Here is a 24932-nt window from a genome sequence, read left to right as displayed (position 1 = left end):
CGTGCCTGCCCAACCTGCGACGCCCCTTACTCGCCTTCGACGATCCGCACCCGTTCGATCTTCACGGCGCGGTTCCATTCGAGCTCCAGGCGCACGCCGTTCAGTTCGGCGCGGCCGTCCGCGACGCGGTACCGGTCGTGCCGTTCGGTGAGAAAGCGCTGGATGGGCGCGGCCGGGTCGCTGCCGATCACGCTGTCGTGCGGCCCGGTGAAGCCCGCGTCGGTCTGGTAGGCGGTGCCGCCGGGCAGGATGCGGGTGTCGGCGGTGGGCACGTGCGTGTGCGTGCCGATCACGGCCGCCACCCGGCCGTCGAGGTGCCACGCGAGCGCCTGTTTCTCGCTGGTGGCCTCGGCGTGCACGTCCACCAGGATGTTGCCCAGGTCCTCGCCGCGGTCCAGCAGGTCGTCCAGCGCGCGGAAGGGGTTGGCGAGCGCCTCCATGAACACCCGTCCGAGGACCTGCACGACCGTCAGTCGTTCCCGGCTGCCGCCCTCGCCCTGCACGTCGAAGGTGCGCCAGCCCACGCCGGGCGCGCCGGGGTCGCTGTAGTTCAGCGGGCGGACGATGGGGTAGGTCACCTCGTCGTTCATCATGGTGAAGACGTCGCGGTGGTGCCAGGCGTGGTTGCCGAGCGTGAAGCAGTCCGCGCCGGCCTTCAGGGCCGCGTCGGCGGCCTCGCGGTGCATGCCGAACCCGCCGGCGGAGTTCTCCATGTTCACCACCGCGAAATCCACACCTTTTCTTAATTCCGGCAGGCGCGCGGACAGCACCCGCCGCCCCGGCTGACCGAACACGTCCCCCACGAAAAGCACCCGCAACATGCGCCCACACTATCCCGCCCGGGTGCCCGCGGCGCCGGGACCACCGGCCCCCGCCCGGCGTGCTGTACTGGGCGTACAGGAGGCACGCGTATGACCACGATCCTCGTCACCACGGACGGCAGTGACCTCGGCCAGCAGGCCCTCGCCCACGCGCACAACCTCGCCCAGGCGCTCGGTGCGCGCCTGACCGCCCTGACCGTCCACCCGGACCCGGCCCCGCTGGTCGGGGAGTTCGCGTACGTGCCCGCCCCCACCCCAGAGGAGGACCGCGCGGCCGAGGAGGAACTGCGGGCCGGCGTCGAGCGTCAGCTGCCGGGCGGCACCCTGCGCGTCGAGCGGGCTGGGGGGCGTACCATTCCCCGCGTGATCCTGGACGTGGCCGCGCAGGAGCAGGCCAGCATGATCGTGATGAGCACGCACGGCCGCAGCGGCCTCGGGCGGGCCCTGCTGGGCAGCGTGGCGGAGGCCGTGGCGCACCACTCGCCGGTGCCGGTGCTGCTGATCCGCGCCGGGCAGGTGCCCACCACCTGGACCCGCTGACCCCCGTTCCGGCACGCCCCCGGGGCCGCCGCGCGGCAGGATTAGCCGAAGCGCGGTATGCTCAGGGGCGTGTTTGTCATTGCTGCCTGCCATGACCACCGGCCCAGCGGGACCGGTACGCCCGGGGTGAGCGCGTGAAACTCAGCCGGCTGCCTCACGGCTTCGCGCTGGACACCGCTGCCCAGGGCCTCGCGCTGCGCCAGGAAGCGGTGCAGGACGTGACCCGCGACTGGACGCCCGGCGGCTGGCGGGCCGAGGGGTCCGTGATGGACGGCGGGCGCAGCTACCACGCCAGCGTGGAACTCTCGCCCGCCCCGGACCCGCAGCTGCTGTCGAGCGCCTGCACCTGCGGCCGGTACCGCTGCCGGCACGTGGCCGCGCTGGTCCTGGCGACCGACCCGCCCGAGGGCTCCCCGCCCGCGCAGGCCGCCCCGGCCCGCCCGGCCGAGGAACCCCTGGACGCCCGCGTGCAGCAGTGGCTGGAGGGCTTCGCGGCCGCGCCCACCACGTCCCGCGGCCGGCAGTTCGAGCTGCGGTACGTGCTGCGGCTGCTGCCGCCCGCCGCGGCCGGCGGGGGGAGCGGCGCCGGGCGGGCCGCCATCGCGCTGCTGCGCCTGCCGGTGCGGGGGGACGTGCCGGACGTGCAGGCCGCCGAGCACTACGCCGTGCCGCGCAGCCTGAGCACCGCGCCCGCCTTTGCCCGCCGGGACGCGAACCTGCTCAAACTCCTGGAGATGACCACCTCGGCGGCGCACGCCCCCGGCCGCTGGCAGGAGGCGGTGCACGTCATCGGTGACCACCCGGCCGCCGACCTGCTGCTGGACTCCCTGGCCGACACGGGCCGCCTGTGCTGGGAGCGGGTGGAGACGCCCCTGCGGCGCGGCCCGGACCTGCCCGGCACGCTGGGCTGGGGCGTGGACGCCAAGGGCCTGCAATACCCCACGCTGCTGCTCCCGGACGCCCCGGACGCCCAGGTGCTGCCGGTGGGCACGCGGCCCTGGGCGGTGCAGCTGGGCACGCAGACCATCTCGCGGGTCACGCCGGACGTGCCGGCCGCCCAGGTCGCGCAGTTCTTGGGCGGGCCGGCGCTGACCACCGGGCAGGCCACCGCCCTGGCGCACGCCATCACCGCGTCGGGCCTGCCGCTGCCGCTGCCGCACACCGTGCAGGTGCAGGAAGAACACCTGCCGTACACCCCACAGCTGCACCTGACGGGCCGCACGGCCACCGTGCAGGTCCGGGACCGCTGGATGGTGCGCGGCGAGACCCGCACCCTGCCGGTCGCGGAACTCCGCCACGCGTACGGCGGCCTGACCCTACCTGATACCGCCGGCCGCGACGGCCCGGCCCCCACCGTGTACCGCGGCGGGGTGCTCACCCGCGTGCGGCGCGATCCGGAACAGGAGCGCGAAGCGGTGCGGGCGCTGCACCTGGCGGGCTTCGCGCGCCTCGCGGAACTGCAGGGCGAGGACCTGACCTACCCGCCCGAGCTGCTGGACTTCCTGGCGCAGCCGGACGAGGACGCCTGGATGGACTTCATGCAGCGCGGCCGCGAGCGCCTCGCCGCCGAGGGCTTCAGCCTGCACATCCACCCGGACTTCCCCCTGAACTACGCCGAGATTCAGGACTGGTACGGCGAGACCGACGACAGCTTCGGCGGCTGGTTCACGCTGGACCTGGGCATCGTGGTGGACGGCAGCCGCATCAGCCTGATCCCGGTGCTGGCCGACCTGATCGCCCGCAGCCCGGAACTGTTCACGCCCGAGGCCCTGGCCGAACTGTCCGACGACGAGACGCTGTACGCCGCCCTCGGCGACGGCCGCCGCGTCGCCCTGCCCGCCGGGCGCGTCAAGGCCATCCTGGGCGTGCTGGTGGAACTCAACCTGCGGGACCTGCCCAGCGGCCCGCTGCGCCTTCCCCTCTTGGACGCCGCCCGGCTCGCGCAGCTCGAAGGCGCCGTGCAGGCGCGCTGGGTGGGCGCCGAACGCCTGCTGGAACTGGGCCACAAACTCCAGAACTTCGAGGGCGTCACCCCGGTCTCCCCGCCGCCCGGCCTGAACGCCGAGATGCGCCCCTACCAGGTGCAGGGCCTGAGCTGGCTGCAGTTCCTGCGCGAGACCGACATGGGCGGCATCCTTGCCGACGACATGGGCCTGGGCAAGACCCTCCAGACCCTCGCGCACCTCCTGACCGAGAAGCAGTCCGGCCGCGCCGACCGGCCCAGCCTGGTGGTCGCGCCGACCAGCGTGATCGGCAACTGGCAGGCCGAGGCCGCCAAGTTCACGCCGGACCTGCGGGTCCTGACCCTGCATGGCAAGGACCGCCGCGAGCACTTCCACCGCATCCCGGACTTCGACCTGATCCTCAGCACGTACCCGCTGCTGCCGCGCGACATCGCCGAACTCGGCGAGCACGCCTACCACCTGCTGATCCTGGACGAGGCGCAGAACATCAAGAACAGCAAGACCGCCGCCGCCAAGGCTGCCGGCGCCCTGGACGCCCGGCACCGCCTGGCGCTGACCGGCACCCCGCTGGAAAACCACCTGGGGGAACTGTGGTCGCAGTTCAACTTCCTGTCGCCCGGCCTGCTGCACGACGAGAAGACCTTCCGGGACCTGTACCGCACGCCCATCGAGAAACGCGGCGACCCGCACCGCCGCGCCGCCCTGGCCGCCCGGGTGCGCCCCTTCATCCTGCGGCGCGAGAAACGCGACGTGGCCCGCGAACTGCCCCCCAAGACCGAGATCCCCGTGCGCGTCACCCTGGACGGCGACCAGCGCGACCTGTACGAGACCGTGCGCGTCACCATGGAATCCCGCGTCCGGCAGGAACTCCAGGCGCGCGGGCTGGCGCGCAGCACCATCGCCATCCTGGACGCGCTGCTCAAACTGCGGCAGGCCGTCACGGACCCCCGCCTGGTGAAACTGGAAGCCGCCCGCAGCGTGGAAGGCAACGCCAAGTTCGACTGGCTGCAGGGCAACCTCCCTCAGATGCTTGAGGAAGGCCGGCGCGTGCTGATCTTCAGCGGGTTCGCCACCCTGCTCGGGCACCTGGAGGACTGGCTGAAAGGGCAGGCCATCCCGTACAGCATGATCACCGGGCAGACCCAGGACCGCCAGGCGCAGATCGACCGCTTCCAGCAGGGCGAGACGCAGGTGTTCCTGATCACCCTGAAGGCCGGCGGGGTGGGCCTGAACCTCACGGCGGCCGACACCGTCATCCACTACGACCCGTGGTGGAACCCGGCCGCGGAGGACCAGGCCACCGACCGCGCCTACCGCATCGGGCAGGACAAGCCGGTGTTCGTGTACAAGCTCATCGCGGCCGGCAGCGTCGAGGAACGCATCCTGGACCTCCAGGCCCGCAAGGCCGCGCTGGCCCGCGGCATCCTGGACGGCGGGCTCAGCGACGCCACGCAGCTCTCCGCGCAGGACCTCGACCGCCTGTTCGCGCCCCTCGCGGACGATGACGGCCCCGCCCGCCCCTGAGCTGCGCTAGACAGGAGCCCCGGCCCCGCCCGGCAGGCGGGTATCGTCCCGGCATGACCGTGACCGGCATGTGGTGGTGGCCCAGCAGCGCCTGGGAGTAACCGCGTGCCGTCCAGACCGCGCCCAGGTGGAACCCCCACCGGGCGCTTTTTCGTGCCTGCCCACCCCCCGAGGAGCCCCATGACCGACGCCCCCCCCACCCTCCCGCAGCCCTGCTTGGCCGTGCAGGAACTCAACGCCGACCTGGACACCCCCGTCACCGCGTACCTGAAAGTCGCGCAGGGCCACGCCGTGTCCTTCCTGCTCGAAAGCGTGGAGGCCGGCGAGAAACTGGGCCGCTACTCCTTCATCGGCGTGGGCGAACAGGGAAGATTCACCTACCGCCACGGCCGGGTGCAGTCCAGCGGCGCCTTCGGCGACTATGACGGCCCGGACGCCGACCCCCTGGCGCGGCTGTACCGCACCACCACCCGCCCCGCCCCCGTCCCGGACGGCCTGCCCGCATTGATCGGCGGAGCGGTCGGGTACGCCAGCTACGACATCATCCGCGCCTACGAGACGCTCCCCGACACCACCCCCGACGAGCTGAACATCCCGGACGCGCTGTACGTCATGCCCGAAGGCATGGTGATCTTCGACCACCTTAAACACCGCCTGATCGCGGTCGCCACCGCCCCCACCCAGGCGCAGGCGGACGCCGTCACCGCCCGGCTCGTCACCGCCCTGCGCGGTCCCCTTCCGGACGTGCCCGGCCGCACGCCCACCACGCCCCCCACCTTCACCAGCAACTTCACGCCCGAGGCCTTCCACGCCGCCGTGGAAAAGGCCCTGGCGTACATCCGCGCCGGGGACGTGTTCCAGGTCGTGCCCAGCCAGCGCTTCAGCGCCCCCCTGGGCGACCTTCACCCCTTCGCGGTGTACCGCGCGCTGCGCCGCGTGAACCCCAGCCCGTACCTCGGCTACCTGCACCTCGGGGACGTCACCCTGGTCGCCAGCAGCCCCGAAAGCCTGCTCGCCAGCGACGGCCGCACCGTCACCACCCGCCCCATCGCCGGCACCCGCATCCGCGGCCGCACCCCCCAGGAAGACGACGCGAACGCCCAGGACCTCCTCCAGGACGACAAGGAACGCGCCGAGCACCTCATGCTGGTGGACCTGGGCCGCAACGACCTGGGCCGCGTCAGCCGCTACGGCACCGTCCGCGTGCAGAGCGCTTTCCAGATCGAACGCTACAGCCACGTCATGCACCTCGTCAGCACCGTCACCGGCGAACTGAAGGGCGACCGCACGCCTCTGCACGCCCTCGCCAGCGTCCTGCCCATGGGCACCGTCAGCGGCGCGCCCAAGATCCGCGCCATGGAAATCATCAACGAACTCGAACCCACCCGCCGCGGCCCCTACGGCGGCTGCTTCGGGTACGTCGCCCTGGACGGCAGCATGGACATGGCCCTCACCCTGCGCACCATGGTCATCACCGGCGGGCAGCTGCACATCCAGGCCGGCGCGGGCATCGTCGCCGACAGCGACCCCCACAGCGAGGAACAGGAAACCCGCAACAAGGCCGCCGCCCTGAAACGCGCCGTGGAAATGGCCGCCCGGGGGCTCTGAGCTTTACCAGGTGACGTGAACCTCCCCGAACTGCCGCCGGATCTTCGCCGCAATCGTGTCATGCCAGTTGCGCAGGAGCTGTTCCACGTCGCCGGCAGGGAGATGCATGACCGGAGCATCGGGGTCAAACTGGCGAAGGGTCCATTCCGTACCCCGGCCCGTCGGGGCCAGCAGCAGAACGGGATTGTCCTCCGTATCGATTGAGTGAAAGGCGAACCCCTGTTGCTGGATTGCGATCTCACTGTCGAGCCAGTGTTCCAACGTGACCATAAGCTCTCCGACGGCGACAAAATCTGAAAACCAGTTTGCGCCACCAACCCGGATCGTGAGCGGCTCGGCCTCAAAGTTGACCGGCAGCGCACCGGAGTAATCGCGGTTGTACCAGACGAGCTTGCCGATGATGAATTCGATGTCCAGCCCGCGCGTCATCCTTTCCTCGGATCAGGCGAAGGCGCCGTTCAGTTCGGCCTGGAACGCTCTCGCGGCCCCGATGCTGGCGTGCACGTCCAGGCCCTGCGCGTACTGCACGCCGCGGCTGGCGCTGGCGAGGGCCCCCGTGCCGTCGGGGTGGAAGGCGGCGGCGAGTTCGCCGGCGGTGGCGCCCTGGGCGCCCAGGCCGGGCAGGAGCAGCAGCGCGCGGGGCATCAGGCGGCGGTACAGGGCGAGGTCCTGCGGGTGCGTGGCGCCCACGACCGCGCCGACGCTGCCGTACCGGCTGTCCTCCTGGTCGTTCAGGCGGGTGACCTCGGCGGCGACGCGTTCGCTCACGCCGCCGCCCTGCAGGTCGGCCTGGCCGGGGTTGCTGGTCTTCACGAGCACGAAGATCGCGCCGCCCTCGCGCCGGGCGGCGTCCAGGAAGGGCGTGAGGGTCTCGAAGCCCAGGAAGGGGTTCACGGTCAGGGCGCTGCCGGCGTGAGGGCCGGTGAGCCAGCCCTGGGCGTAGGCGGCGGCGGTGCTGCCGATGTCGCCGCGTTTGCCGTCCAGCAGCACCGGCAGGCCCAGGGTGCGGGCGGCGGCGCAGACCTCTTCCAGGATGCGCAGGCCGTCCAGGCCGAGCGCCTCGTAGAACGCCAGCTGGGGTTTGACGCACGCGGCGTGCGGGGCGGTGGCCTCCAGCACGTCCAGGGTGTGCTGCCGCAGGTGGTCCGCGTCCCGGTAGGCGTCCAGGCGGGGGTCCAGGCCCACGCACAGGCGGGTGTGAAGGCTCAGGGTGCGGTCCGTGACAGCGGCAGCGAATGTCATCGGGCGTTCAGCGTAGCACCGGGCGCGCGTTAGCCTGCCGGCATGACCTTTTCCATCGTGGGCCGCGATCCCCGGACCGGGGACGTGGGCGTGGCCGTGGCGAGCAAGTTCCTGGCGGTGGGGGCGCTGGTGCCGTTCGTGCGGGGCGGGGTGGGGGCGGTCGCCACGCAGAGTTTCGTGAACCCCACGTTCGGGCCGGTGGGCCTGGACCGGCTGGCGCAGGGGCACGCGCCGGCGCAGGTGCGGGCGCAGTTCGAGGCGGAGGACGCCGGAATCGTGCAGCGGCAGTTCGGACTGGTGGACGCCTCGGGCCGCAGCGCGACCTTCACCGGGCCCGGCTGTCACGCCTGGGCGGGCGGGGTGGCGGCGGAGAACGTGGCGATCCAGGGCAACATCCTGACCGGCCCGGAGGTCGTGGACGCCATGCTGGCCGCCTGGGAGGCGGAGGTGGGGGCAGCGCTGCCGTGGCGGCTGCTGCGGGCCCTGCAGGCCGGCGACGCGGCGGGCGGGGACCGGCGGGGCCGGCAGTCGGCGGCGCTACTGTGCGCGGGTCCCGGGCGGGGGTACGGCGGGCTCACGGACGACTGGGTAAACCTGCGCGCGGATGACCACGCCGACCCGTGCGGGGAACTGGAGCGGCTGCTGGGCGTGTTCGATCTGCTGTTCGGCCGGCCGGAGACGACCCGGGAGTTCACCGTGGAGGAACTGGGGTGGCTGCGGCGGACGCTGGTGAAGCAGGGCTATGCGCCCGCCCTGCCGGACGGCCCGTGGGAGCCGGCGACCGAGGCGGCCGCCTGGGCGCTGTACGGCACGGAGAACCTGGAGGAACGCTGGGTGCCGGGCGGACAGGTGGACCCGGTGGCGCTGGCCTACCTGCGCCGCCAGTTCGGAACCTGAGGCGCAGCTGGGGCACACGTGACGGATTTCGCGTGCCTGCACTAGACTCGCGCCATGCGGCTTTCAGCCACCGACGTGTACGCCTTCCAGGCCCTGGGGTACCTGGGCACGCAGGACCCGGGGCGGTGGGTGGCGAGCGAGGAGATCAGCGAGGCGACCGGCGTGCACCGCCCGTACCTGGTGCGCATCCTGGCGGCCCTGAGCGCCAAGGGCATCGTGAAGAGCAAGAAGGGCATCGGCGGCGGGTACGCCCTGTCGCGCGTGCCGCGCCTGATCAGCCTGTGCGAGGTGGTCCGTGCCATCGACGGGCCGGTGGCGCCGCTGTCGTGCATCAGCCTGAACTGGCACGAGCCGTGCGTGGAGGAGGCGCGCTGCCACGCCCGGAACACCATCTACACCCGCATGCGTGACGCGATGCTGGGCGTGCTGCAGGAGTTCAGCGTGCAGGACCTCGTGGTGGACGCGCAGCAGGGCGTGAGTTACGGGCACTGCCTGGGCCACCTGCTGAAACCGAACGCGTAACCGGAACGGGAAACGGCCGCCCCTGGAGGTCAAGGGGCGGCCGTTTCGGTTCCTCATCAGGGCAGGTAGGGGGTGAAGCGGGCGAGGGTGCCGGCGTCCACCTTGGACGTCACGCGCGAGATGCGCGGTCCGCTGAACAGCACCAGCAGTTTCCCGCCGGGCGTCATGCCCGTTTTCAGGGTGCCCTGGCTCAGTTGCGCGGGGCCCATGACGAGCGCCTGCACGGTGTGCGGGTCGAAGACCACAGTGGGCGCACTCAGAGCCGGGTTCTCGGCCTTCACGCCGCCGGTCGCGGTGATGAAGCCGCTGCCGAGCGACATGCGCACCGTCCCGGCCGTGAGGTTCCGGAAGCGGGCGTCGCTGTAGCGGACACTTCCGGTCGCGGTGACGGTCTGCGCCTTGACGTTGTAGGTGACCTGCGCGGCGCTCAGGGTGCCGCCGCCCCGGAATTTCAGGGTGGCGTTCTGCGCGCTGAGCTGCTCGCCGGCCTTGAGCTGCATGCGCGCGGCACTCAGGGTCAGGCCGGCCTTGCTGTCGGTGGCGGTGCCGCCCTGCGGGAGTTCGGTCACGCCGGTTTCCAGGTTCAGGTTCTGCGGGCCGCGCGGCGTGACGTTCAGCGCGCCGAACGGCACGGCCACGGCGCCCGCGGTCAGCAGGCCGCCGAGCAGCAGGGCGCGGAAAAAGGTGGAGGACTTCATGACTCTGGAGCCTAGCGGGCCGGGCTGGGCGCCGCGTGAGGACGGCGGTCAGGTCCGGTTCAGCCTGGGCCGGCGTTTTCATGGTCGCCTCAGGGCGGGGACAGTACACTCGCGGAAGTGAACCGCGCACCCTCATTGTCTCCACGGCGGCCCACCCCCACCGGCCCGCTTCTTCGTCGCCGCCCGGCCGGCTGGGCCCTGCTGGCCCTGCTGCTGCTGCCGGCCGCCGAGGCCGCCCCGCGGGTGGGGCAGCACGACGGGTTCACGCGGCTGGTGTTCGACCTGGGCAGCGCCACACCGGCCGCGCCGCAGGTGGGCTTCGTGGGCCGCAAGTTCACGGTGACCCTGCAGGCCACCCTGAAAGCCGAGCAGGGCCCGCTGAACGTGCCCGGCGTGACCGGCTACGCCGTGAAGGGGGGGCAGGTCACGCTGGGCCTCGCGGCTGGCACGGGCACGCCGAAGGTCAGCCTGCTGCCCGCCGCGGCCGGCACGCCCGCCCGGCTGGTCATCGACGTGCCGAAAGGCGCCGCGGGCGTACCCGCCGCCGCCCCCGCGAAGGCAGCGACGGTGCCCGCCCAACCCGCCGCGGCGAAACCGGCAGCTCCGGCTCCGGTGGTCGCCCGGCCGGCCAGCACCCGCTCGGCCGTGCGGCCGGTGATCGTGCTGGACGCCGGGCACGGCGGCATCGATCCGGGCATGGTGAGCCGCTGGGTGGTGGAGGAGGTCGTGACCCTGGACATCGCGCTGCGCACCCGCGCGGAGCTGGTCAAGCACGGCGTGGACGTCGTGATGGTCCGCGAGACCGACCGGCACCTCAGCGCCGACAAGACCGCCGACCTGGACGCCCGGGCGCGGCTCGCCACGAACGACCGGGTGAGCGCGTACATCAGCATTCACGTGAATTCCGCGTCGCCGGCCGCGCAGGGCATCGAGACGTACTACTTCGGGCAGCCGCTGGCGGGCCGCTCCCGCAGCCTGGCGGTGCAGGAAAACGGCGGCAGCAGCGTGGGGGAGGCCCTGACCCGCAGGGCTCTGAACAGCGCCCAGGGGCTGCTGGGGGACATTCTCGCGCAGGCGAAGCTGGCGTTCAGCCGGCAGCTGGCGCAGAAGGTGCAATCCCGGCTGATCAGCGCGACCGGCGCCGTGAACCGCGGCGTGCAGACCGACGCCTTCTACGTGATCCGCAACCCGACCACGCCGGCCATCCTGGTGGAGGTGGGCTTCGGCAGTCACCCGGTGGAGGGGCCCCGTCTGGCGACCCCGGAGTACCGGGAGAAGCTGGCGCAGGGGCTGGCGCGCGCCATTCTGGATTTCCTGAACACCAAGTAGGTCCGGTGGGGCGCTCCTCTGCCCGGCCTGACCTATCATCACCCCCAATGGAATCACTTCCATGCTGCCGGATGACCCCCGGCCCGCCCCTGCACCCCGCCGCCAGCTCCCCTCCCCGGAGGTTCACGACGTGAGTATTCCCCGTTCCAGCGGCATCCTCCTCCACCCGACCAGCCTGCCCGGCCCCTACGGCATCGGTGAACTCGGCGCGCAGGCCCGCACCTTCCTGGACTGGATGGCGCAGGCCGGCCAGCGCTACTGGCAGGTCATGCCGCTCGGCCCCACCGGGTACGGCGACAGCCCCTACCAGGCCTTCTCCGCCTTCGCCGGCAACCCCTACCTGATCGACCTGACCACCCTGAAAGAAGGCGGGCTCCTCACCGACGCGGACTTCGCGGCCATGCCGGCCTTCGACGCGGCCCGCGTGGACTTCGGCGTGCAGTACGTGTGGCGCACCCAGATGCTGGAACGCGCCTACGCCGCCTTCATCGGCGGGCACGCCGCGCACCTCGCCCCGGCCTTCGCCGCCTTCAAGACCGAGGAGGCCGGCTGGCTGGACGACTACGCCCTGTTCATGGCCCTCAAGGACGCCCACGGCGGCCTGCCCTGGAACGCCTGGCAGCCCGGCGCCCGCGACCGCGACCCGGCCGTGCTCGCCGAGTACGCTGCCCGGCTCGCGCCGGCCGTGGAACGCGTAAAGTTCATCCAGTTCCTGTTCTTCGGCCAGTGGGCCGAGCTGCGCGCCTACGCCCGCGAACGCGGCATCGAGGTGATCGGCGACATTCCCATCTTCGTGGCGCTGGACTCCAGCGACGCCTGGGCGAACCGCGAGCAGTTCCACTTCGACGACCGCGGCCAGCCGACCGTGGTGGCCGGCGTGCCCCCGGACTACTTCAGCGAGACCGGGCAGCTGTGGGGCAACCCCCTGTACCGCTGGGACGTCATGGAACACGACGGCTTCTGCTGGTGGATCGAACGCTTCCGCGGCAGCCTGAAACTCTTCGACGTGATCCGCATCGACCACTTCCGGGGCTTCGCGGCGTACTGGGAGATTCCCTTCCCGGCGGAGACCGCCATGCACGGCCGCTGGGTGCCGGCCCCCGGGGACGCCCTGTTCCGCGCGGTCCGCGCCGCGCTGGGCGACCTGCCCATCATCGCCGAGGACCTGGGCGTCATCACCCCGGACGTCGAACAGCTGCGCGACGACTTCGCCCTGCCCGGCATGGCCGTGCTCCAGTTCGCGTTCGGCGGCGGCGACTTCAGCGTGAACGCCTTCCTGCCCACCAACCTGAAGGTCAACCAGGTGGTGTACACCGGCACGCACGACAACGACACCTCCCGCGGCTGGTGGGCGGCCGCCAGCGAGGACGAGCGCCACAACTACCGCACCTTCACCAGCAGCGACCCGCAGGAGGACACCTTCGCCCAGGACCTGCTGCGCCTCGCCTGGGAAAGCCGCGCGAACCTCGCCGTGGCCCCCCTGCAGGACGTCCTGAACCTGGGCACGGGGGCGCGCATGAACCTGCCCGGCAGCACCGGCGACCACAACTGGACGTGGCGCATGCCGGCCGCCGACCTGCGCCCGGACCTCGCCGCCGGCCTGCGGGCCCTGACCGAGCGCACCGGCCGCCTCGCGCCGCTCTGAGCCCCACGCCCTCGCCATGCCCCCGGCCGTGAACTAGGCTGGGGGCATGAAGCTCTACACCCGAACCGGGGACGGCGGCCAGACCGGCCTGTACGGCGCCGACCGCGTCAGCAAGGCCAGCGCCCGCGTGGACGCCTACGGCACCGTGGACGAACTCAACAGCGCCATCGGCCTCGCCCGCGCACACGGCGCCGGCCCCCTGGACGCCGACCTGGAATACCTCCAGAACGCCCTGTTCGACGTCGGCGCCGACCTCGCCACGCGCAGCGGCTCGCCGTACGAGAAGAACGTCAGCCGCATCGACGCGCAGGACGTGCAGTTCATCGAGGCGCTGATCGACCGGCACGCCGAGGCCGCGCCCCCCCTGCGGAACTTCGTTCACCCGGGCGGCACCCCGGCCGCCGCCGCGCTGCACGTGGCCCGCACCGTCGCCCGCCGCGCCGAGCGGGACGTGATCCGCCTGCTGCAGGAAGAGGAGGCGAACACGCACGTGCAGGTGTACCTGAACCGCGTGTCGGACCTGCTGTTCGCCATGGCCCGCGCCGCCAACCACGCGGCCAGCATGGCGGAGGAGCAGTGGGCGGTGAAAGGCCGCCGCTGACCCGACCCCCATGCCGGGTTCGGCACGGTCCGGGCATTGGGGGAAGCATTACACTGCCGTCAATGCGTTACATCCTCGGAGCACTGGTCATCGCCCTGACCATCATGTACTTCACTGTCGGCGTGCGCGTCGGCTACGTCACCCTGATGCCCACCTACATGTGGAACGCCACCGGCCTGAACGAATACGCCTACCGCACCCTGGAGGACAGGCAGCAGGTCACCTTCACCGGCAAATGCAACGTGAAAAGCGGCAGCGCCACCCTCGGCCTGTACGCCCCGGACGGCAGCCTGATCAGCGGTCAGGCCTGCCGCAAGGGCAACTGGAGCCTGAACATGACCGGCGGCGGGAAGGCCGGCGCGTATCACCTGAAAATCGACTTCAGCAAGTTCACCGGAAACATCGAGGTGAACCAGGCGTACGCCGAGAAGTGACCTTGCGGGCCACAGGAAGGCGGGGCACCCTGATTCAGGGTGCCCCGCCTCCGCGTTTCTGGGGTTTAGCCCTGCTGCGCGGCCTGGGCCTTGTTGATGGCCTTGGCCAGGCGGCTCTTCTTGCGGGCCGCGGCGTTCTTGTGCAGGGTGCTGCCCTTGGCGGCCTTGTCGATCAGGCTCTCGGCGAGGCTCTGGGCGGCGGCGACGTCAGCGCCGGCGCTCACGGCGGCCACGGCCTTCTTGGTGAAGGTCTTGATGGTGCTCTTCTTGCTGCGGTTCAGGGCGCGGCGCTTGAGGCTCTGACGGTGACGTTTCTGGGCGGATTTGTGGCGAAGGGCCATGTTCGTACTCCTTTTCTCCCGCTCCCGTGTCCCGGGCTCCGGGGCGGTTCCCGCGCCTGGGCGGGGAACGCGAGCGTCCGGCGCGGCGGCCCGCGCGGCGCACCCGGGTCCACTCGGGCTCCGGGGCTGTCCACCAGGTCCGATGGGCAACCTGCCAACTCTACCCGCCCGGCCCGGCCGGCGCAAGCCCGCGCGGTGCGGAATACTGGGGGCATGGAAGGGCGACGCCGGAAGAAGACCAGGAACGCGGAGGGGGAGGGCCCGGACGGCGCCGCGGAGCGCGCGCCCCGCCGGCCCCGCACGCCGGACGAGGAACGCGACGCGCTGCTCGCCTACGCCTTCCGGGCGCTGGCCGGCAAGGCCCTCACCGAAACGGAACTGCGCACCCGGCTGGCGCGCCGCACCCCGGACGCGGAACTGGCCGAACTGGTGATCCGCCGCGTGCAGGAGCTGGGGTATCAGAACGACGCGCAGGTTGCCCGGGCCGAGGGCCAGCGCCGCACGGTGGGCGTGCACCGCGTCCGGCAGACCCTGAAGACCCGCGGCATCGCGCCCGAGTTGATCACGGACACCCTGGACGCCCGCGACCCGGACGCGGAGCAGGAGGCCGCCACGGCCCTGTTGTCGCGGCGCTGGGCGGCGTTCGCACGCAAGCGGGACCCCCGTGCCAGCGCGTACGCGTTCCTGGCCCGCCGGGGCTTCCCGGGGGGCGTGATCTGGGCGGCCATTCACGCGCAGGGAGAACTGCCGGAACCGGAGGACGCCCCCAGCTTCGACGAGGACCTGGAACCCTGAACCCGTGAGCGGCGCCGTCGCCTTGACGCGGGTGAGGGGCGGCGCGTAAACTACCCGTCGCGCCGAAAAACTGGCCCCTGGGGCCCGCGGCGTGTCGTGGTTGGCGGGGCGTAGCGCAGCCTGGTAGCGCACGTCGTTCGGGACGACGGGGTCGGAGGTTCGAATCCTCTCGCCCCGACCACGAGAACAGGGCCTCCCGCAAGGGAGGTTCTTTCCATTTCCGCTTCCCGCCAGCCCCTGGAGTCTCCATGCGCGTGTATGCCATCGCCGACCTGCACCTCGCGACCGTCACCCCGAAGCCCATGACGGTCTTCGGGCCGCAGTGGGCCGGGCACCCGCAGGCGATCTTCGACCAGTGGCGCCAGACCGTGCGCCCGGAGGACCTGGTGCTGCTGCCCGGCGACCTGTCCTGGGCGATGCGCCTCCCGGACGCGATGGTGGACCTCGCGCCGGTCGCGGCCCTGCCGGGCACGAAGGTGCTGCTGCGCGGCAACCACGACTACTGGTGGCCCACCGTGTCCAAACTCCGCGCGGCCCTTCCGCCCGGGATGCTGGCCGTGCAGAACGACGCGGTGCGGGTGGGCAACGTGGTCGTGTGCGGCTCGCGCGGGTGGGTCACGCCCGGTTACGAGCCGCTGGGCGCCGAGGATGACCGCCTGCTCGCCCGCGAGGCCGAGCGGCTTTCCCTGAGCGTGCAGGCGGCCCGGCGGCTGCGGCAGCCCGGCGACCACGTCCTGCTGATGACGCACTACCCGCCGGCGTCCCCGCCGTACCTGATGAACCCGCTGATGGGCGTGATCATGGACGCCAGACCGGACCTGGTCGTGTACGGGCACCTGCACGGCGTGCCGCCCGAGCGGGCCATGACGCACGTGAACGGCATTCCCGCGCACCTGGTGGCGGCGGACGGGCTGCGCTTCCGGCCGAAACTGCTGTTGGACACCGGCGGGGATCAGAGCGACTCGGCCTGAGCATTTCGAATATTCAACTGGAGCAGCCGCCCCCGCCGCAGGAACTGCCGCACGAACTCCCCCCGTCGCCGCAGCCGCCGTCTGATCCTGAGGGGTCGCAGCTGTCCGGGTCGCTGCCCCAGAACGTGCCGCTGCTGCCCCCTGCGCCCGCCAGCGCCGGGTCCTGACGCCCGCGGGCCACGCCGCCACTGGCCGGGAGGAGCCCGCTCACCGCGAACACGACCCCGCCGAGTACGGCAGATGCGGCGAGCGGCAGGCCGAACAGCAGCAGGGCGATGAGCGCGGTGCCGGCGGCCAGGCCGGCGCGCAGGGGCGGGGCGAGGGGACGGCGTTCCGGGCGAACCGGTGGTGGGCTGGGCTGGCTGGCCGGGGCAGGGGAGGCGGTCGGCCACAGGTCCGCAGGGGGCGGGGCGCCGAAGGTCTCCTCGTACAGGACCAGGGTGGCGGTGTACTGAGCGGCGTACCGCTGCGGGTCGCCGGGGTCTCCGCTGCCCGGGTCGTGGTGCAGCGGGCGGGGCAACTGGGGCGTCAGGGCCTCCCAGTAGTCGCGGGTGAAGGTCAGGTGGGTGTGCCAGACCTCGTCCACCGTCCGGGACGGCGTGACCGGGGTGGGGCTGGTCAGGGCGAGCACCAGGAAGCGGCGGTACTCGGTCAGGGCGCGCCCTGTGAAGTCGGGCGTCCAGCGGTGCTCCTGCGCGAGCCGGTCGAGCATGGCGGGCGGGAAGGGCCACGCCAGGATGACCTCGCGGGTGTGCGGGTCCAGGCCTGGGCTGACATCGGCGTGACGTTCGGTGGGGGTGGGGACGGTCATCGTTGCCTCCTCGGGGCCCTTCGTGGGCGGGTGCGGTGGGTGAAACGCCGTGCTGCGCGCTGTTCGTGTGGTTGTGTGGTGCTGCGTTCACTGTGGAGCGCCCATGTCAGCCGCCGGTCAGCCCGGCATGAAGAAACCCCCACCGCAAGGGGTGGGGGCGTGGGGCAGGGGGGCTTACGCGTCGGGGTTGGGCATGCTGTCGGTGACCTTCTGGTCCACGCCGGCCTCGAAGCGCTTGAAGTTCTCGCGGAACATCCGCGCGAGTTTCTTCGCGGTCTCGTCGTAGGCGGCCTTGTCGGCCCAGGCGTCGCGGGGGTTCAGGACGTCCTGCGGCACGCCGGGCACGCTGGTGGGAATCTCCAGGTTGAAGAAGGGGTCACGCACGAACTCCACGTCGTCCAGTTCACCGTTCAGCGCGGCGTTCAACAGGGCGCGGGTGTGCTTGATGCTCATGCGGTGGCCCTCGCCGTACTTGCCGCCGGTCCAGCCGGTGTTCACCAGCCACACCTTCGCGCCGGACTCCTGCACCTTCTGCGCCAGGAGCTTGGCGTACTCGCCGGGGTGGCGGGGCATGAAGGGCGCGCCGAAGCAGGTGCTGAAGGTGGGGCTGGGTTCCTTCACGCCTTCTTCCGTGCCGGGGATCTTCGCGGTGAAGCCGCTGATGAACTGGTACATCATCTGCTCGGGGCTCAGGCGGGAGATGGGCGGGAGCACGCCGTACGCGTCGGCGGTCAGGAACACCACGTTCTTGGGAATGCCGCCCACGCTGCCGGGCTGAATGTTGGGAATCTGGTCGATGGGGTAGGCGCTGCGGGTGTTCTCGGTGAGGCTGCCGTCGTTCAGGTCCGGGTTGCCGTCCGCGTCCAGCACCACGTTTTCCAGCACGGTGCCGTAGTTGCGGGTGGTCTGGTAGATGGCGGGTTCGGCGTCGGCGTTGAGGTTGATGACCTTGGCGTAGCAGCCGCCCTCGAAGTTGAACACGCCGGTGTCGGTCCAGCCGTGCTCGTCGTCCCCGATGAGCTTGCGGCCGGGGTCCGCGGAGAGGGTGGTCTTGCCGGTGCCGCTCAGGCCGAAGAACAGGGCCACGTCGCCGCCCTCGCCCACGTTCGCGGAGCAGTGCATGGGCATGACGCCTTTTTCCGGCAGGAGGTAGTTCAGCACGCCGAAGATGCCCTTCTTGTTCTCGCCGGCGTACTGCGTGCCGCCCGCGATGATCATCTTCTTCGTGAAGTTCACGATGATGAAGGTGTCGGTGCGGGTGCCGTCCACGGCCGGGTCGGCCTTGAAGCTGGGGATGTTCAGGACCGTCCAGTCGGCTTCGAAGGTCTTCAGTTCCTCGGCGGTGGGGCGCACGAACATGTTGCGGATGAACAGCGAGTGGTACGCCATTTCCGTGATCATGCGCACGGGGATGCGGTACTCGGGGTCGGTGCCGGCGTAGACCTGCTGCACGAACAGTTCCTTGCCCTCGGCGTACTGGACCATCTTCGCCAGCAGGTTGTCGAACACGCTGGCCTGGATCGGCACGTTGAAGCCTTCCCACCACACGCTGCCCCTGGTCTTCTCGTCCTCGACGATGAAGCGGTCCTTGGGGCTGCGGCCGGCCTTGTTGGTGCGGACGGTCAGGGGGCCGGTGGCGGCCTGCACGCCCTCGCCCAGGCGGATGGCGTGGGCGTACAGCGCGTCCACGCCGGGATTGAGGTGGATGTTGGCGTTCTGGATGCCGAGATCGGCGACCGGGTTGACGGGGTTCTGGATCGTCATGAAGTTCCTCCTGGGAGCGGACCGGGGCCGCGGGGCAGGCCGGTCGTGGTGGGGCAGGTGGTCCGCGGGGCCGGGGGCGGCGGACGGGGTACAAGCAGACAAGGCCGATTGTGCCGTGTCAGCCGCCAGGAAGCAAACGGGCGTTTGTCACACCCCTGGGAACAACGAAAGGCCCACAAACGCAACGGGCGCCCAACAGAAGGGCGCCCGACGCAATGAATCTAAAATGTAGTGCAGACTACGGGCAGGATTCGGGCACTCAGGCGTCCAGCGAGCGCTTGCCGGCCTTCTCCGTTTCCGCGTCCTGCTGTTCGGGCATCTCGGCCGTTACAGGAGCCCCGGCATGCGCGCCCGGCTGCCCGGTCCGCGAATCCCCGGGCACCGCCGCCCCATCCTCCCGCTTCACCAGGGCCAGGCTGCCGCCCGGCGCTTCCAGGTCCTCCAGCCAGAACTCCCCGATCAGGTTCCGGGCCTGACGGCTCAGGCGGTGCAGCGTCTGCGCGGATTCCGGGCTCACGGCCTCCACCGCGCTGATCAGGCCGCGCCGCGCCGCCGGCACACGCGCCAGCACCACCGCGCCCGTGCCCAGCAGGGCCAGCGTGGTCAGGCCGCCCAGCCCGCCCCCCTGGTCCTGCGCGCGGGCCTGCTGCTTCTGCCGCGCCACCTGCCGGTCCAGCCGCGCGAACTCGCGGTCCACCCGCTTCTGCACGGGTGCCACGCGCTTCTGCACCATTCGCTCCAGCTTCGCCGGGTCCCAGTTCTTCCGGCGGCGGCGCAAATCCCTTTCGGCGTCCCTGCGGGCCGCGGCCAGCACCCGGTAGGCGTCCCGGCGGTCCCGGTCCAGTTCCCGCCCGGCCGTTTCCAGCAGGCCGTGCAGGTTGTGCGCGACCGACCCGGCCACGTTCCCGGCCAGGCCCAGCCCGGCGTCCTTCACGTCGGCCAGGGCGTGCAGCGCGCCGCTCTTGTCCTGGTGCGCGCGGCGGCCCAGGTGCCGCGCCTGCCGGCGGGCCTGCTTCTGCGCCTGCTTCCGGCGCTGCTCGGCCATCTTCGCGGCGTGCGCCGTGGCCTTCTGCGCCTCCTGCGTCAGGGTGGCGGCGCGGTCCTGCGCGGCGCCGGCCAGTTCGGTCGCGGCGGTCGCGGCGCGGCGGCGCAGCTCCTCGGCGCGGCCGGGCGCTTCCTCCCGCAGGGTGCTCAGCGTGGAACTCAGGGCCGCGCCGCCCAGTCGGGTGGCCTCGTGCGCCACCTGCTGCGTGTGCTGGGCGGCGCTGGAGGCCACCTCCGTCACCTGATGCGCGGCGCCGGCCAGCGCGGGCACCACCGTGTCCTTGACCGTGTGGCGGGCGCCAGCCCAGCCGCTGCGGGTGCCGCCCACCAGGCTGCGGCGCACTTCGGGGTTCAGGGCCAGGGCCGCCAGGCCGCCCAGGGCCACCAGTTTCCGGGCGGGCAGGGGCTGCGTCTGTTCGTAGTCGTTCATGTTCACTCCTTTCCGTCCTGCGGAGGCGACCTGTGGGCCGGCCGCAGGCATCACTCGGGTGGACCGCCGCGGGCCCCGGCACGGCCGCGTGCCGTGCGGAACCGGGCCGTCCCGGGCCACGCCGCCATTCTTGCCCCGCGGCCGTGGTGGTCGCGTGGGGGGAATGTAACGGTGAATTCATCAATGTCCCGCCTGCTCGGCCCGGCCCGCTGGGCGCGCCGGCCGACAATAGTCGTGCGCGCACTGACTTTCTGAGGCGCTGACTTACACTGTGCAGGTGACCCGCAAGGCCCGCTCTGCCCCCACCCTGACCCCCCCGGCCGAGGACCGGCCCGCCGCCCAGGCCTCGCCCGCCGGGCCGGGCAGCCCTGCGGCCACGGCGGCCGGACTGGGCCGGCTGGACCGCCTGGAGGTCCGGAACCTAGCCACTATCCGCGAGCTGGACCTGGGTTTCCAGGGCGGCCTGAGCGTCTTCACGGGCGAGACGGGCGCCGGCAAGAGCATCATCGTGGACGCGCTGGGCCTGCTGCTGGGCGCCCGCGCGAACACCGACCTGATCCGCACCGGCGAGGACGCCCTGCTCGTGACCGGCTTCTGGCAGGGCGGGCCCGGCGGCGAGGAGTTCAGCGCCAGCCGCCGCGTGACGCAGCAGGGCCGCAGCGTCGCCCGGCTGGAGGGCGAGGTGGTCAGCGTGCGCGAGCTGCAGGAGTGGGCGCAGGCGCACCTGACCATCCACTGGCAGCACAGCGCCGTGAGCCTGCTCACGCCCGCCAACCAGCGCCAGCTGCTCGACCGGCAGGTGCCGGACGCCGCCCGCGCGTACAGCGCCGCGTACGCCGCGTGGCAGGACGCCGCCCGGCGGCACGCGACGCTGCTGGCCTCCGAGCGGGAACGGGCGCGGCAGCTGGACCTGCTGACCTTCCAGGCGCAGGAGATCGCGCAGGTCGCCCCGCAGCCCGGCGAGGAAGAACCGCTGCAGGCCGAACTGAACCGCCTGGCGAACCTGGACACCATCGCGCAGGGCGCGGCCGGCGCCCTGACGCTGCTCACCGACGGGGATGAGAACGCCGGCGGCTTCCTGGCCGAGGCGATCCGCGCGCTGAACGCCAGCGCCAAATACGATGAGGCCAGCGCCCAGCTGCAGACGGAACTGCGCACCGCGCTGGACAGCCTGCAGGCGGTGGCCGGCGAGCTGCGCGGCGTGGCCGACGCGAGCGCCCCCGACCCGGAGGAACTCGCGCGGGTCGAGGCGCGCCTGGGCGCCCTCGGCAAACTCCGCGCGAAGTACGGCCCCACCCTGGAGGACGTGCTGGAGTTCCACGCGGGCGTGGAGGCCGAACTCGCACAGCTGACCCGTGACGAGCAGGACGCCGGCACGCTCGGCGAGGAGGTCGCCGCCCTGCGCGCCGGGGTGGACCGCGCCGGAGCCGCCCTGGACGCCGCGCGGCGCAAGCGGGGCGGGCCGCTCGCCAAGGAACTGGTCGCCGTGATCCGTGAACTCGGGATGCCGCACGCCCGGCTGGAGTTTCACCTCGCGCCGCTGGCCGAACCGTCCGCGCACGGCCTGAGCGACGTGACACTGCACTTCACCGCGAACCCCGGCGAGGACCTCGCGCCGCTGGCCGACGTGGCCTCCGGCGGGGAACTTTCGCGCGTGATGCTGGCGATCAGCACCGTGCTGGGCGCCGAGACGCCGGCCGTGGTGTTCGACGAGGTGGACGCCGGGATCGGTGGCAGCGCCGCCCTGGCCGTGGCCGCGCAGCTGGGCCGGCTGGCCCGCGAGCGGCAGGTGTTCGTGGTGACGCACCTCGCGCAGATCGCCGCGCGGGCCGACCACCACTACAAGGTGGAGAAGAGCGTCGAGGGCGGCCGCACCGTCAGCCGCGTGCGTCTGCTCGGTGCCGAGGAGCGCCTGGAGGAGATCGCCCGCATGCTCAGCGGCAACACCTCCGAAGCGGCCCTGAAGCACGCGCGCGAACTGCTGACCTCCTGAAGGCGGCCGCGCGGCGCCTTTACAAGCCTCAGGGTTTCCTTCAGGGAGTCATCAGACCCGGCCCGTACTCTGACAGCATGAGAACAATCCTGACTCCGGCCCTGCTGCTGGGCCTCGCCACGCTGACCGGCTGCGCCGCGAACGGCCCCAGCGGCCTGCGCATTCACGAGGCGCTGCTGTACGGCGGCGCGCAGGAACGCGTGGTGTGGGTGTACGGCAGCCTCAGCGGCGGGCAGAGCAGCCTGAAACTCGACGGCCAGACCGTGGAACTCCGCGCGCAGTCCGACGCCTCGGCGGTGCCCGGCAGCCTCAGCGTGAACAGCGCCGCCACCTACCGCACCCCCACCCGCCGCATCGCGCAGCAGCTCGCGGTGGCGCGCGTCGGCGCGGGGCTGTTCAACGTCACGCGCCTGGACCCCGCCGTGCAGGCCGTGTACTTCACGGACGGCACCACCTGGCGAAAACTGAACGGCGTGAACGGCACCGTGAACTCCGTGCCCGTCCGCGGCCTGGAAGGCGCCGGGGAACTCACCGACGACGAGGCCGCCAGCCTGGGCCGCGCCCTGGGCAACCAGGGCCCCCTGGCCGTGGCCGTGCTGGACACCGTGCTGCTGCCCGACGGCGCCGTGAGCGCCGAACCCGCCCCGCTGGAACGCAAGCGCACCGCGCTGTACGTGCTGCCCAACGTGCCCACCAGCAGCACCCTGAACCCGGTGCCCACCCCCACGCCCCCCGCCACAGGAGCCACCGTGACCTTCACCGAACTCGCCAGCGGCACCAACGCGACCATCACCGCCGCCGGCGTGCAGGTCGCCCGCACCCAGACGGAAGCGGCCGCCCTGTACCGCGCCGCCTACGGCAACCAGTCCAGCCCGCCCGCTGCCCCGGCCCTGAATGGGCGCCTGCTGGTGGGCGTGTTCCTGGGCCAGCGCTCCACCGGCGGGTACAGCGTGCGCGTCCGCAGCGCGGCCGTCAGCGGCGGCGTCCTGACCCTGCGCGTGCAGGTCACGGCGCCCGGGCCGGGCAGCATCACCACGCAGGCCATCACGTCCCCCTGGACGATCGTGAGCGTGGCCGTGGCCTTCACGGCCGTGCAGGTGCTCGACCAGGACGGCCGGCCGCTGCAGAGGGGCGGCGTCGGCAGCGACCGCTGACCGGAGGACCACCGCAGGGCCGCCGACCTGGGCTTGGTCGGCGGCCCTGACTGCTGGCTCAGCGGGTCCGGCGGGGCGCAGGCCGGGCCGGAGTGGGCCGCGCCGCCAGCGGCCGGGCGCCCAGACGGTCCAGGTGATCCAGCGACGGCTGCCCGCCCCCGCCGACCGCCACGGCCAGCCCGCCCACCAGCAGGGGCGCGGCGGTTTCCAGCAGGGGAGAGGTGAGCCCGCCCTGCTGCACCTGGAAGGCCAGCAGGGCCGTTCCCAGCAAGGTCAGGACCGCGGCCTGCAGGCGCGGCGCGAGGCCCAGGGCCAGCAGGACCCCGGCGACCAGGTTCAGGGTGGCGCACAGCGGCGCGGTGAGCAGGGGCAGGGGCACCCCCAGGCGCGTGAACTGCGCCGTCTCGGCGTTCAGGCCGGTCAGGAAGATGGCCTGAGCGCCCTCCCAGGCGAACAGGAGGCCGGTGGTGACGCGCAGCAGGGCGAGCGCCAGCTCTGGGTTGGGCCGCATGCCCCAGTGTACCGCAGGAATTGTCGCCCTCGTTTCAATTCACATCCCCGGGCAGCAAAAGAAAGGCGGCCCGGAAGGGCCGCCCTGTTCAGGAGAAGGGGGCTTACTTGCTGGGCACCTTGATGGCGCCGCTGATGATCTTGGCCTTGACGGCCTCCAGGCGCTGGACCTGGGCGTTGCTGATCAGGGCGCTGTTGTAGGTGTCCATCGCGTAGCCGACGCCGTTTTCCTTCAGGCCGAAGCGGCGCTCGCCACCCTTGAACTTGCCGCTCTTCACGTCGTTGATCAGCGCGTACACGGCGTTGTCAACGCGCTTGAGCATGCTGGTCAGGCCGTGGTTCATGGTCTTGGGGTTCTTGTCGAAGTCGCCCAGGTAGTTCTGGTTGCTGTCCACGCCGATGAAGAACATGGGACGGGTGTTGCCCGCGCAGGCCTTCTGGTAGGCGGCGCTCTTGGCGACCTTCGCGAAGTTGTTGGTGTAGAACTTCACGGTGTTGCTGCCCTTGATGCACTGGGTCTGCTTGATGTAGTCGATCACGCCGTTGCCGGACGCGCCCGCGGCGGCGAAGATGATGTCCGCACCCTTGGCGCGCATGCTGGCCGCGATTTCCTTGGCCTTGCCGGGGTTGTTCCAGGCGTCAGGGGTGGTGCCGACGTACTGGGCGATGACCTTGGCCTTGGGGTTGGCGGCCTTGACGCCCGCGGTGTACCCGGCCTCGAACTTGTGGATGAGGGGGATGTCCATGCCGCCAACGAAGCCGACGGTGTTGGTGGAGCTGTTCAGGCCGGCGAGGTAGCCGACGAGGTAGCTGCCCTCGTGCTCCTGGAACACCAGGCTGGCGACGTTCTTTTCCTTGCTGACGTCGTCGATCAGGCCGAAGGCGAGGTCGGGGTTTTCCTTGGCGACCTGGCTGATGCTGGCGTTGTTGGCGAAGCCCACGCCGATGGTGAGGTCGAAGCCTTCACCGGCGAAGCTGCGGATGCCCTGGATGACCTGGCTGGGGTCGCTGGGTTCGAAGTCCTTGAACTGCACGCCCAGGTTCTTGGTGGCGCGCACGGCGCCTTCGTAGGCGCTCTGGTTGAAGCTCTTGTCGAACTTGCCGCCGGCGTCGTACGCCATGCCCACGCGCAGGGACTGCGCGGCGGCGAGGGTGGTGGTCAGGGCCAGGGCGAGGGTCAGCACTTTCTTCATGGTTGCTCCTAGGTTGGTGGTGCGGGATCTGTGGCTGCGCGAGTACCAGAGTGTTGAGTCCCGTGAGTCTGAGATCCGTGAAGGAGAGTATACCGAGTTCA

The 24932-nt window shown here is 71.7% G+C and carries 23 protein-coding genes and 1 tRNA gene; 14 read left to right on the top strand and 10 right to left on the bottom strand.

Going from position 1 to position 24932, the window contains the following annotated elements; all coding sequences use genetic code 11:
• Window positions 1–26: 26 nt before the first annotated feature.
• Window positions 27–821: a TIGR00282 family metallophosphoesterase gene (locus tag DFI_RS09150; RefSeq protein ID WP_022801602.1), complete on the bottom strand. Its 795-nt coding sequence runs from the start codon at window positions 819–821 to the stop codon at window positions 27–29.
• Window positions 822–911: 90 nt separating this feature from the next.
• Between DFI_RS09150 and DFI_RS09145 the strand changes: the two genes are divergently transcribed.
• From DFI_RS09145 to trpE, 3 genes are all read left to right on the top strand, one after another.
• Window positions 912–1361: a universal stress protein gene (locus tag DFI_RS09145; RefSeq protein ID WP_022801603.1), complete on the top strand. Its 450-nt coding sequence runs from the start codon at window positions 912–914 to the stop codon at window positions 1359–1361.
• 134 nt (window positions 1362–1495) lie between these two features.
• Complete coding sequence (locus tag DFI_RS09140) at window positions 1496–4849, top strand: DEAD/DEAH box helicase (RefSeq protein ID WP_027461870.1); 3354 nt, start codon at window positions 1496–1498, stop codon at window positions 4847–4849.
• A gap of 180 nt (window positions 4850–5029) precedes the next feature.
• A complete protein-coding gene (gene trpE / locus DFI_RS09135; protein ID WP_027461869.1) occupies window positions 5030–6457 on the top strand; it encodes an anthranilate synthase component I in 1428 nt (475 codons plus the stop codon).
• Between the two features lie 3 nt (window positions 6458–6460).
• Here the strand turns inward: trpE and DFI_RS09130 are convergent, their stop codons facing one another.
• Both DFI_RS09130 and pyrF read right to left on the bottom strand, forming a co-directional pair.
• Window positions 6461–6886, bottom strand: a complete 426-nt coding sequence (locus DFI_RS09130) for a DUF7878 domain-containing protein (protein WP_027461868.1) — start codon at window positions 6884–6886, stop codon at window positions 6461–6463.
• 12 nt (window positions 6887–6898) lie between these two features.
• Window positions 6899–7699: an orotidine-5'-phosphate decarboxylase gene (pyrF, locus tag DFI_RS09125; protein WP_027461867.1), complete on the bottom strand. Its 801-nt coding sequence runs from the start codon at window positions 7697–7699 to the stop codon at window positions 6899–6901.
• A gap of 42 nt (window positions 7700–7741) precedes the next feature.
• On the opposite strand from pyrF, the gene DFI_RS09120 reads away from it, so the two are divergent.
• Together DFI_RS09120 and DFI_RS09115 are read left to right on the top strand one after the other, a co-directional pair.
• Window positions 7742–8596: a DUF1028 domain-containing protein gene (locus tag DFI_RS09120; RefSeq protein WP_027461866.1), complete on the top strand. Its 855-nt coding sequence runs from the start codon at window positions 7742–7744 to the stop codon at window positions 8594–8596.
• 54 nt (window positions 8597–8650) lie between these two features.
• A complete protein-coding gene (locus DFI_RS09115; RefSeq protein WP_022801608.1) occupies window positions 8651–9118 on the top strand; it encodes an Rrf2 family transcriptional regulator in 468 nt (155 codons plus the stop codon).
• 56 nt (window positions 9119–9174) lie between these two features.
• Here the strand turns inward: DFI_RS09115 and DFI_RS09110 are convergent, their stop codons facing one another.
• On the bottom strand, window positions 9175–9816 hold the full coding sequence (locus DFI_RS09110) for a hypothetical protein (protein ID WP_022801609.1): 642 nt from the start codon (window positions 9814–9816) through the stop codon (window positions 9175–9177).
• Between the two features lie 117 nt (window positions 9817–9933).
• Between DFI_RS09110 and DFI_RS09105 the strand changes: the two genes are divergently transcribed.
• The 4 genes from DFI_RS09105 (at window position 9934) to DFI_RS09090 (ending at window position 13825) form a co-directional block, all read left to right on the top strand.
• The gene (locus tag DFI_RS09105; protein ID WP_244940256.1) at window positions 9934–11145 is read left to right on the top strand and encodes an N-acetylmuramoyl-L-alanine amidase; all 1212 of its coding nucleotides are present in this window, start codon (window positions 9934–9936) and stop codon (window positions 11143–11145) included.
• A gap of 130 nt (window positions 11146–11275) precedes the next feature.
• The gene (gene malQ, locus DFI_RS09100; protein WP_027461864.1) at window positions 11276–12790 is read left to right on the top strand and encodes a 4-alpha-glucanotransferase; all 1515 of its coding nucleotides are present in this window, start codon (window positions 11276–11278) and stop codon (window positions 12788–12790) included.
• 46 nt (window positions 12791–12836) lie between these two features.
• The gene (locus tag DFI_RS09095; protein WP_027461863.1) at window positions 12837–13391 is read left to right on the top strand and encodes a cob(I)yrinic acid a,c-diamide adenosyltransferase; all 555 of its coding nucleotides are present in this window, start codon (window positions 12837–12839) and stop codon (window positions 13389–13391) included.
• 62 nt (window positions 13392–13453) lie between these two features.
• Window positions 13454–13825 (top strand): hypothetical protein, encoded by a 372-nt coding sequence (locus tag DFI_RS09090; RefSeq protein WP_027461862.1) that lies wholly within the window; start codon window positions 13454–13456, stop codon window positions 13823–13825.
• Between the two features lie 65 nt (window positions 13826–13890).
• Here DFI_RS09090 and rpsT read toward each other — a convergent pair whose 3' ends face one another.
• Complete coding sequence (rpsT, locus tag DFI_RS09085; RefSeq protein WP_022801614.1) at window positions 13891–14166, bottom strand: 30S ribosomal protein S20; 276 nt, start codon at window positions 14164–14166, stop codon at window positions 13891–13893.
• Window positions 14167–14379: 213 nt separating this feature from the next.
• On the opposite strand from rpsT, the gene DFI_RS09080 reads away from it, so the two are divergent.
• The 3 genes from DFI_RS09080 (at window position 14380) to DFI_RS09070 (ending at window position 15932) form a co-directional block, all read left to right on the top strand.
• The gene (locus DFI_RS09080) at window positions 14380–14961 is read left to right on the top strand and encodes a regulatory protein RecX (protein WP_027461861.1); all 582 of its coding nucleotides are present in this window, start codon (window positions 14380–14382) and stop codon (window positions 14959–14961) included.
• A gap of 104 nt (window positions 14962–15065) precedes the next feature.
• Window positions 15066–15142 (top strand) — tRNA-Pro (locus DFI_RS09075).
• Between the two features lie 67 nt (window positions 15143–15209).
• Window positions 15210–15932, top strand: a complete 723-nt coding sequence (locus tag DFI_RS09070) for a metallophosphoesterase (protein WP_027461860.1) — start codon at window positions 15210–15212, stop codon at window positions 15930–15932.
• Window positions 15933–15945: 13 nt separating this feature from the next.
• On the opposite strand, the gene DFI_RS09065 is transcribed toward DFI_RS09070, so the two are convergent.
• From DFI_RS09065 to DFI_RS09055, 3 genes are all read right to left on the bottom strand, one after another.
• On the bottom strand, window positions 15946–16743 hold the full coding sequence (locus DFI_RS09065; protein WP_051307423.1) for a glycine-rich domain-containing protein: 798 nt from the start codon (window positions 16741–16743) through the stop codon (window positions 15946–15948).
• Window positions 16744–16917: 174 nt separating this feature from the next.
• Window positions 16918–18507: a phosphoenolpyruvate carboxykinase (ATP) gene (gene pckA, locus DFI_RS09060; protein WP_027461859.1), complete on the bottom strand. Its 1590-nt coding sequence runs from the start codon at window positions 18505–18507 to the stop codon at window positions 16918–16920.
• A 259-nt stretch (window positions 18508–18766) separates the two neighbouring features.
• Complete coding sequence (locus tag DFI_RS09055) at window positions 18767–19981, bottom strand: hypothetical protein (RefSeq protein ID WP_155864496.1); 1215 nt, start codon at window positions 19979–19981, stop codon at window positions 18767–18769.
• Between the two features lie 277 nt (window positions 19982–20258).
• Here DFI_RS09055 and recN point away from each other — a divergent pair, with 277 nt between their 5' ends.
• Both recN and DFI_RS09045 read left to right on the top strand, forming a co-directional pair.
• Complete coding sequence (gene recN / locus DFI_RS09050) at window positions 20259–21974, top strand: DNA repair protein RecN (RefSeq protein WP_027461857.1); 1716 nt, start codon at window positions 20259–20261, stop codon at window positions 21972–21974.
• 77 nt (window positions 21975–22051) lie between these two features.
• Window positions 22052–23128, top strand: coding sequence for a protease complex subunit PrcB family protein (locus DFI_RS09045; protein ID WP_027461856.1), 1077 nt, complete (start codon window positions 22052–22054; stop codon window positions 23126–23128).
• A gap of 58 nt (window positions 23129–23186) precedes the next feature.
• Here DFI_RS09045 and DFI_RS09040 read toward each other — a convergent pair whose 3' ends face one another.
• Both DFI_RS09040 and DFI_RS09035 read right to left on the bottom strand, forming a co-directional pair.
• Window positions 23187–23639, bottom strand: coding sequence for a DoxX family protein (locus tag DFI_RS09040; protein WP_051307422.1), 453 nt, complete (start codon window positions 23637–23639; stop codon window positions 23187–23189).
• 103 nt (window positions 23640–23742) lie between these two features.
• Entirely contained in the window at window positions 23743–24831 is a 1089-nt protein-coding gene (locus DFI_RS09035; protein ID WP_027461855.1) for a BMP family lipoprotein, read from the bottom strand.
• Window positions 24832–24932: the final 101 nt, after the last annotated feature.

Origin of the sequence: Deinococcus ficus, from assembly GCF_003444775.1 — a bacterium.
GTDB classification, from domain to species: domain Bacteria; phylum Deinococcota; class Deinococci; order Deinococcales; family Deinococcaceae; genus Deinococcus; species Deinococcus ficus.
This window is presented reverse-complemented; position numbering and strand designations above follow the sequence as displayed.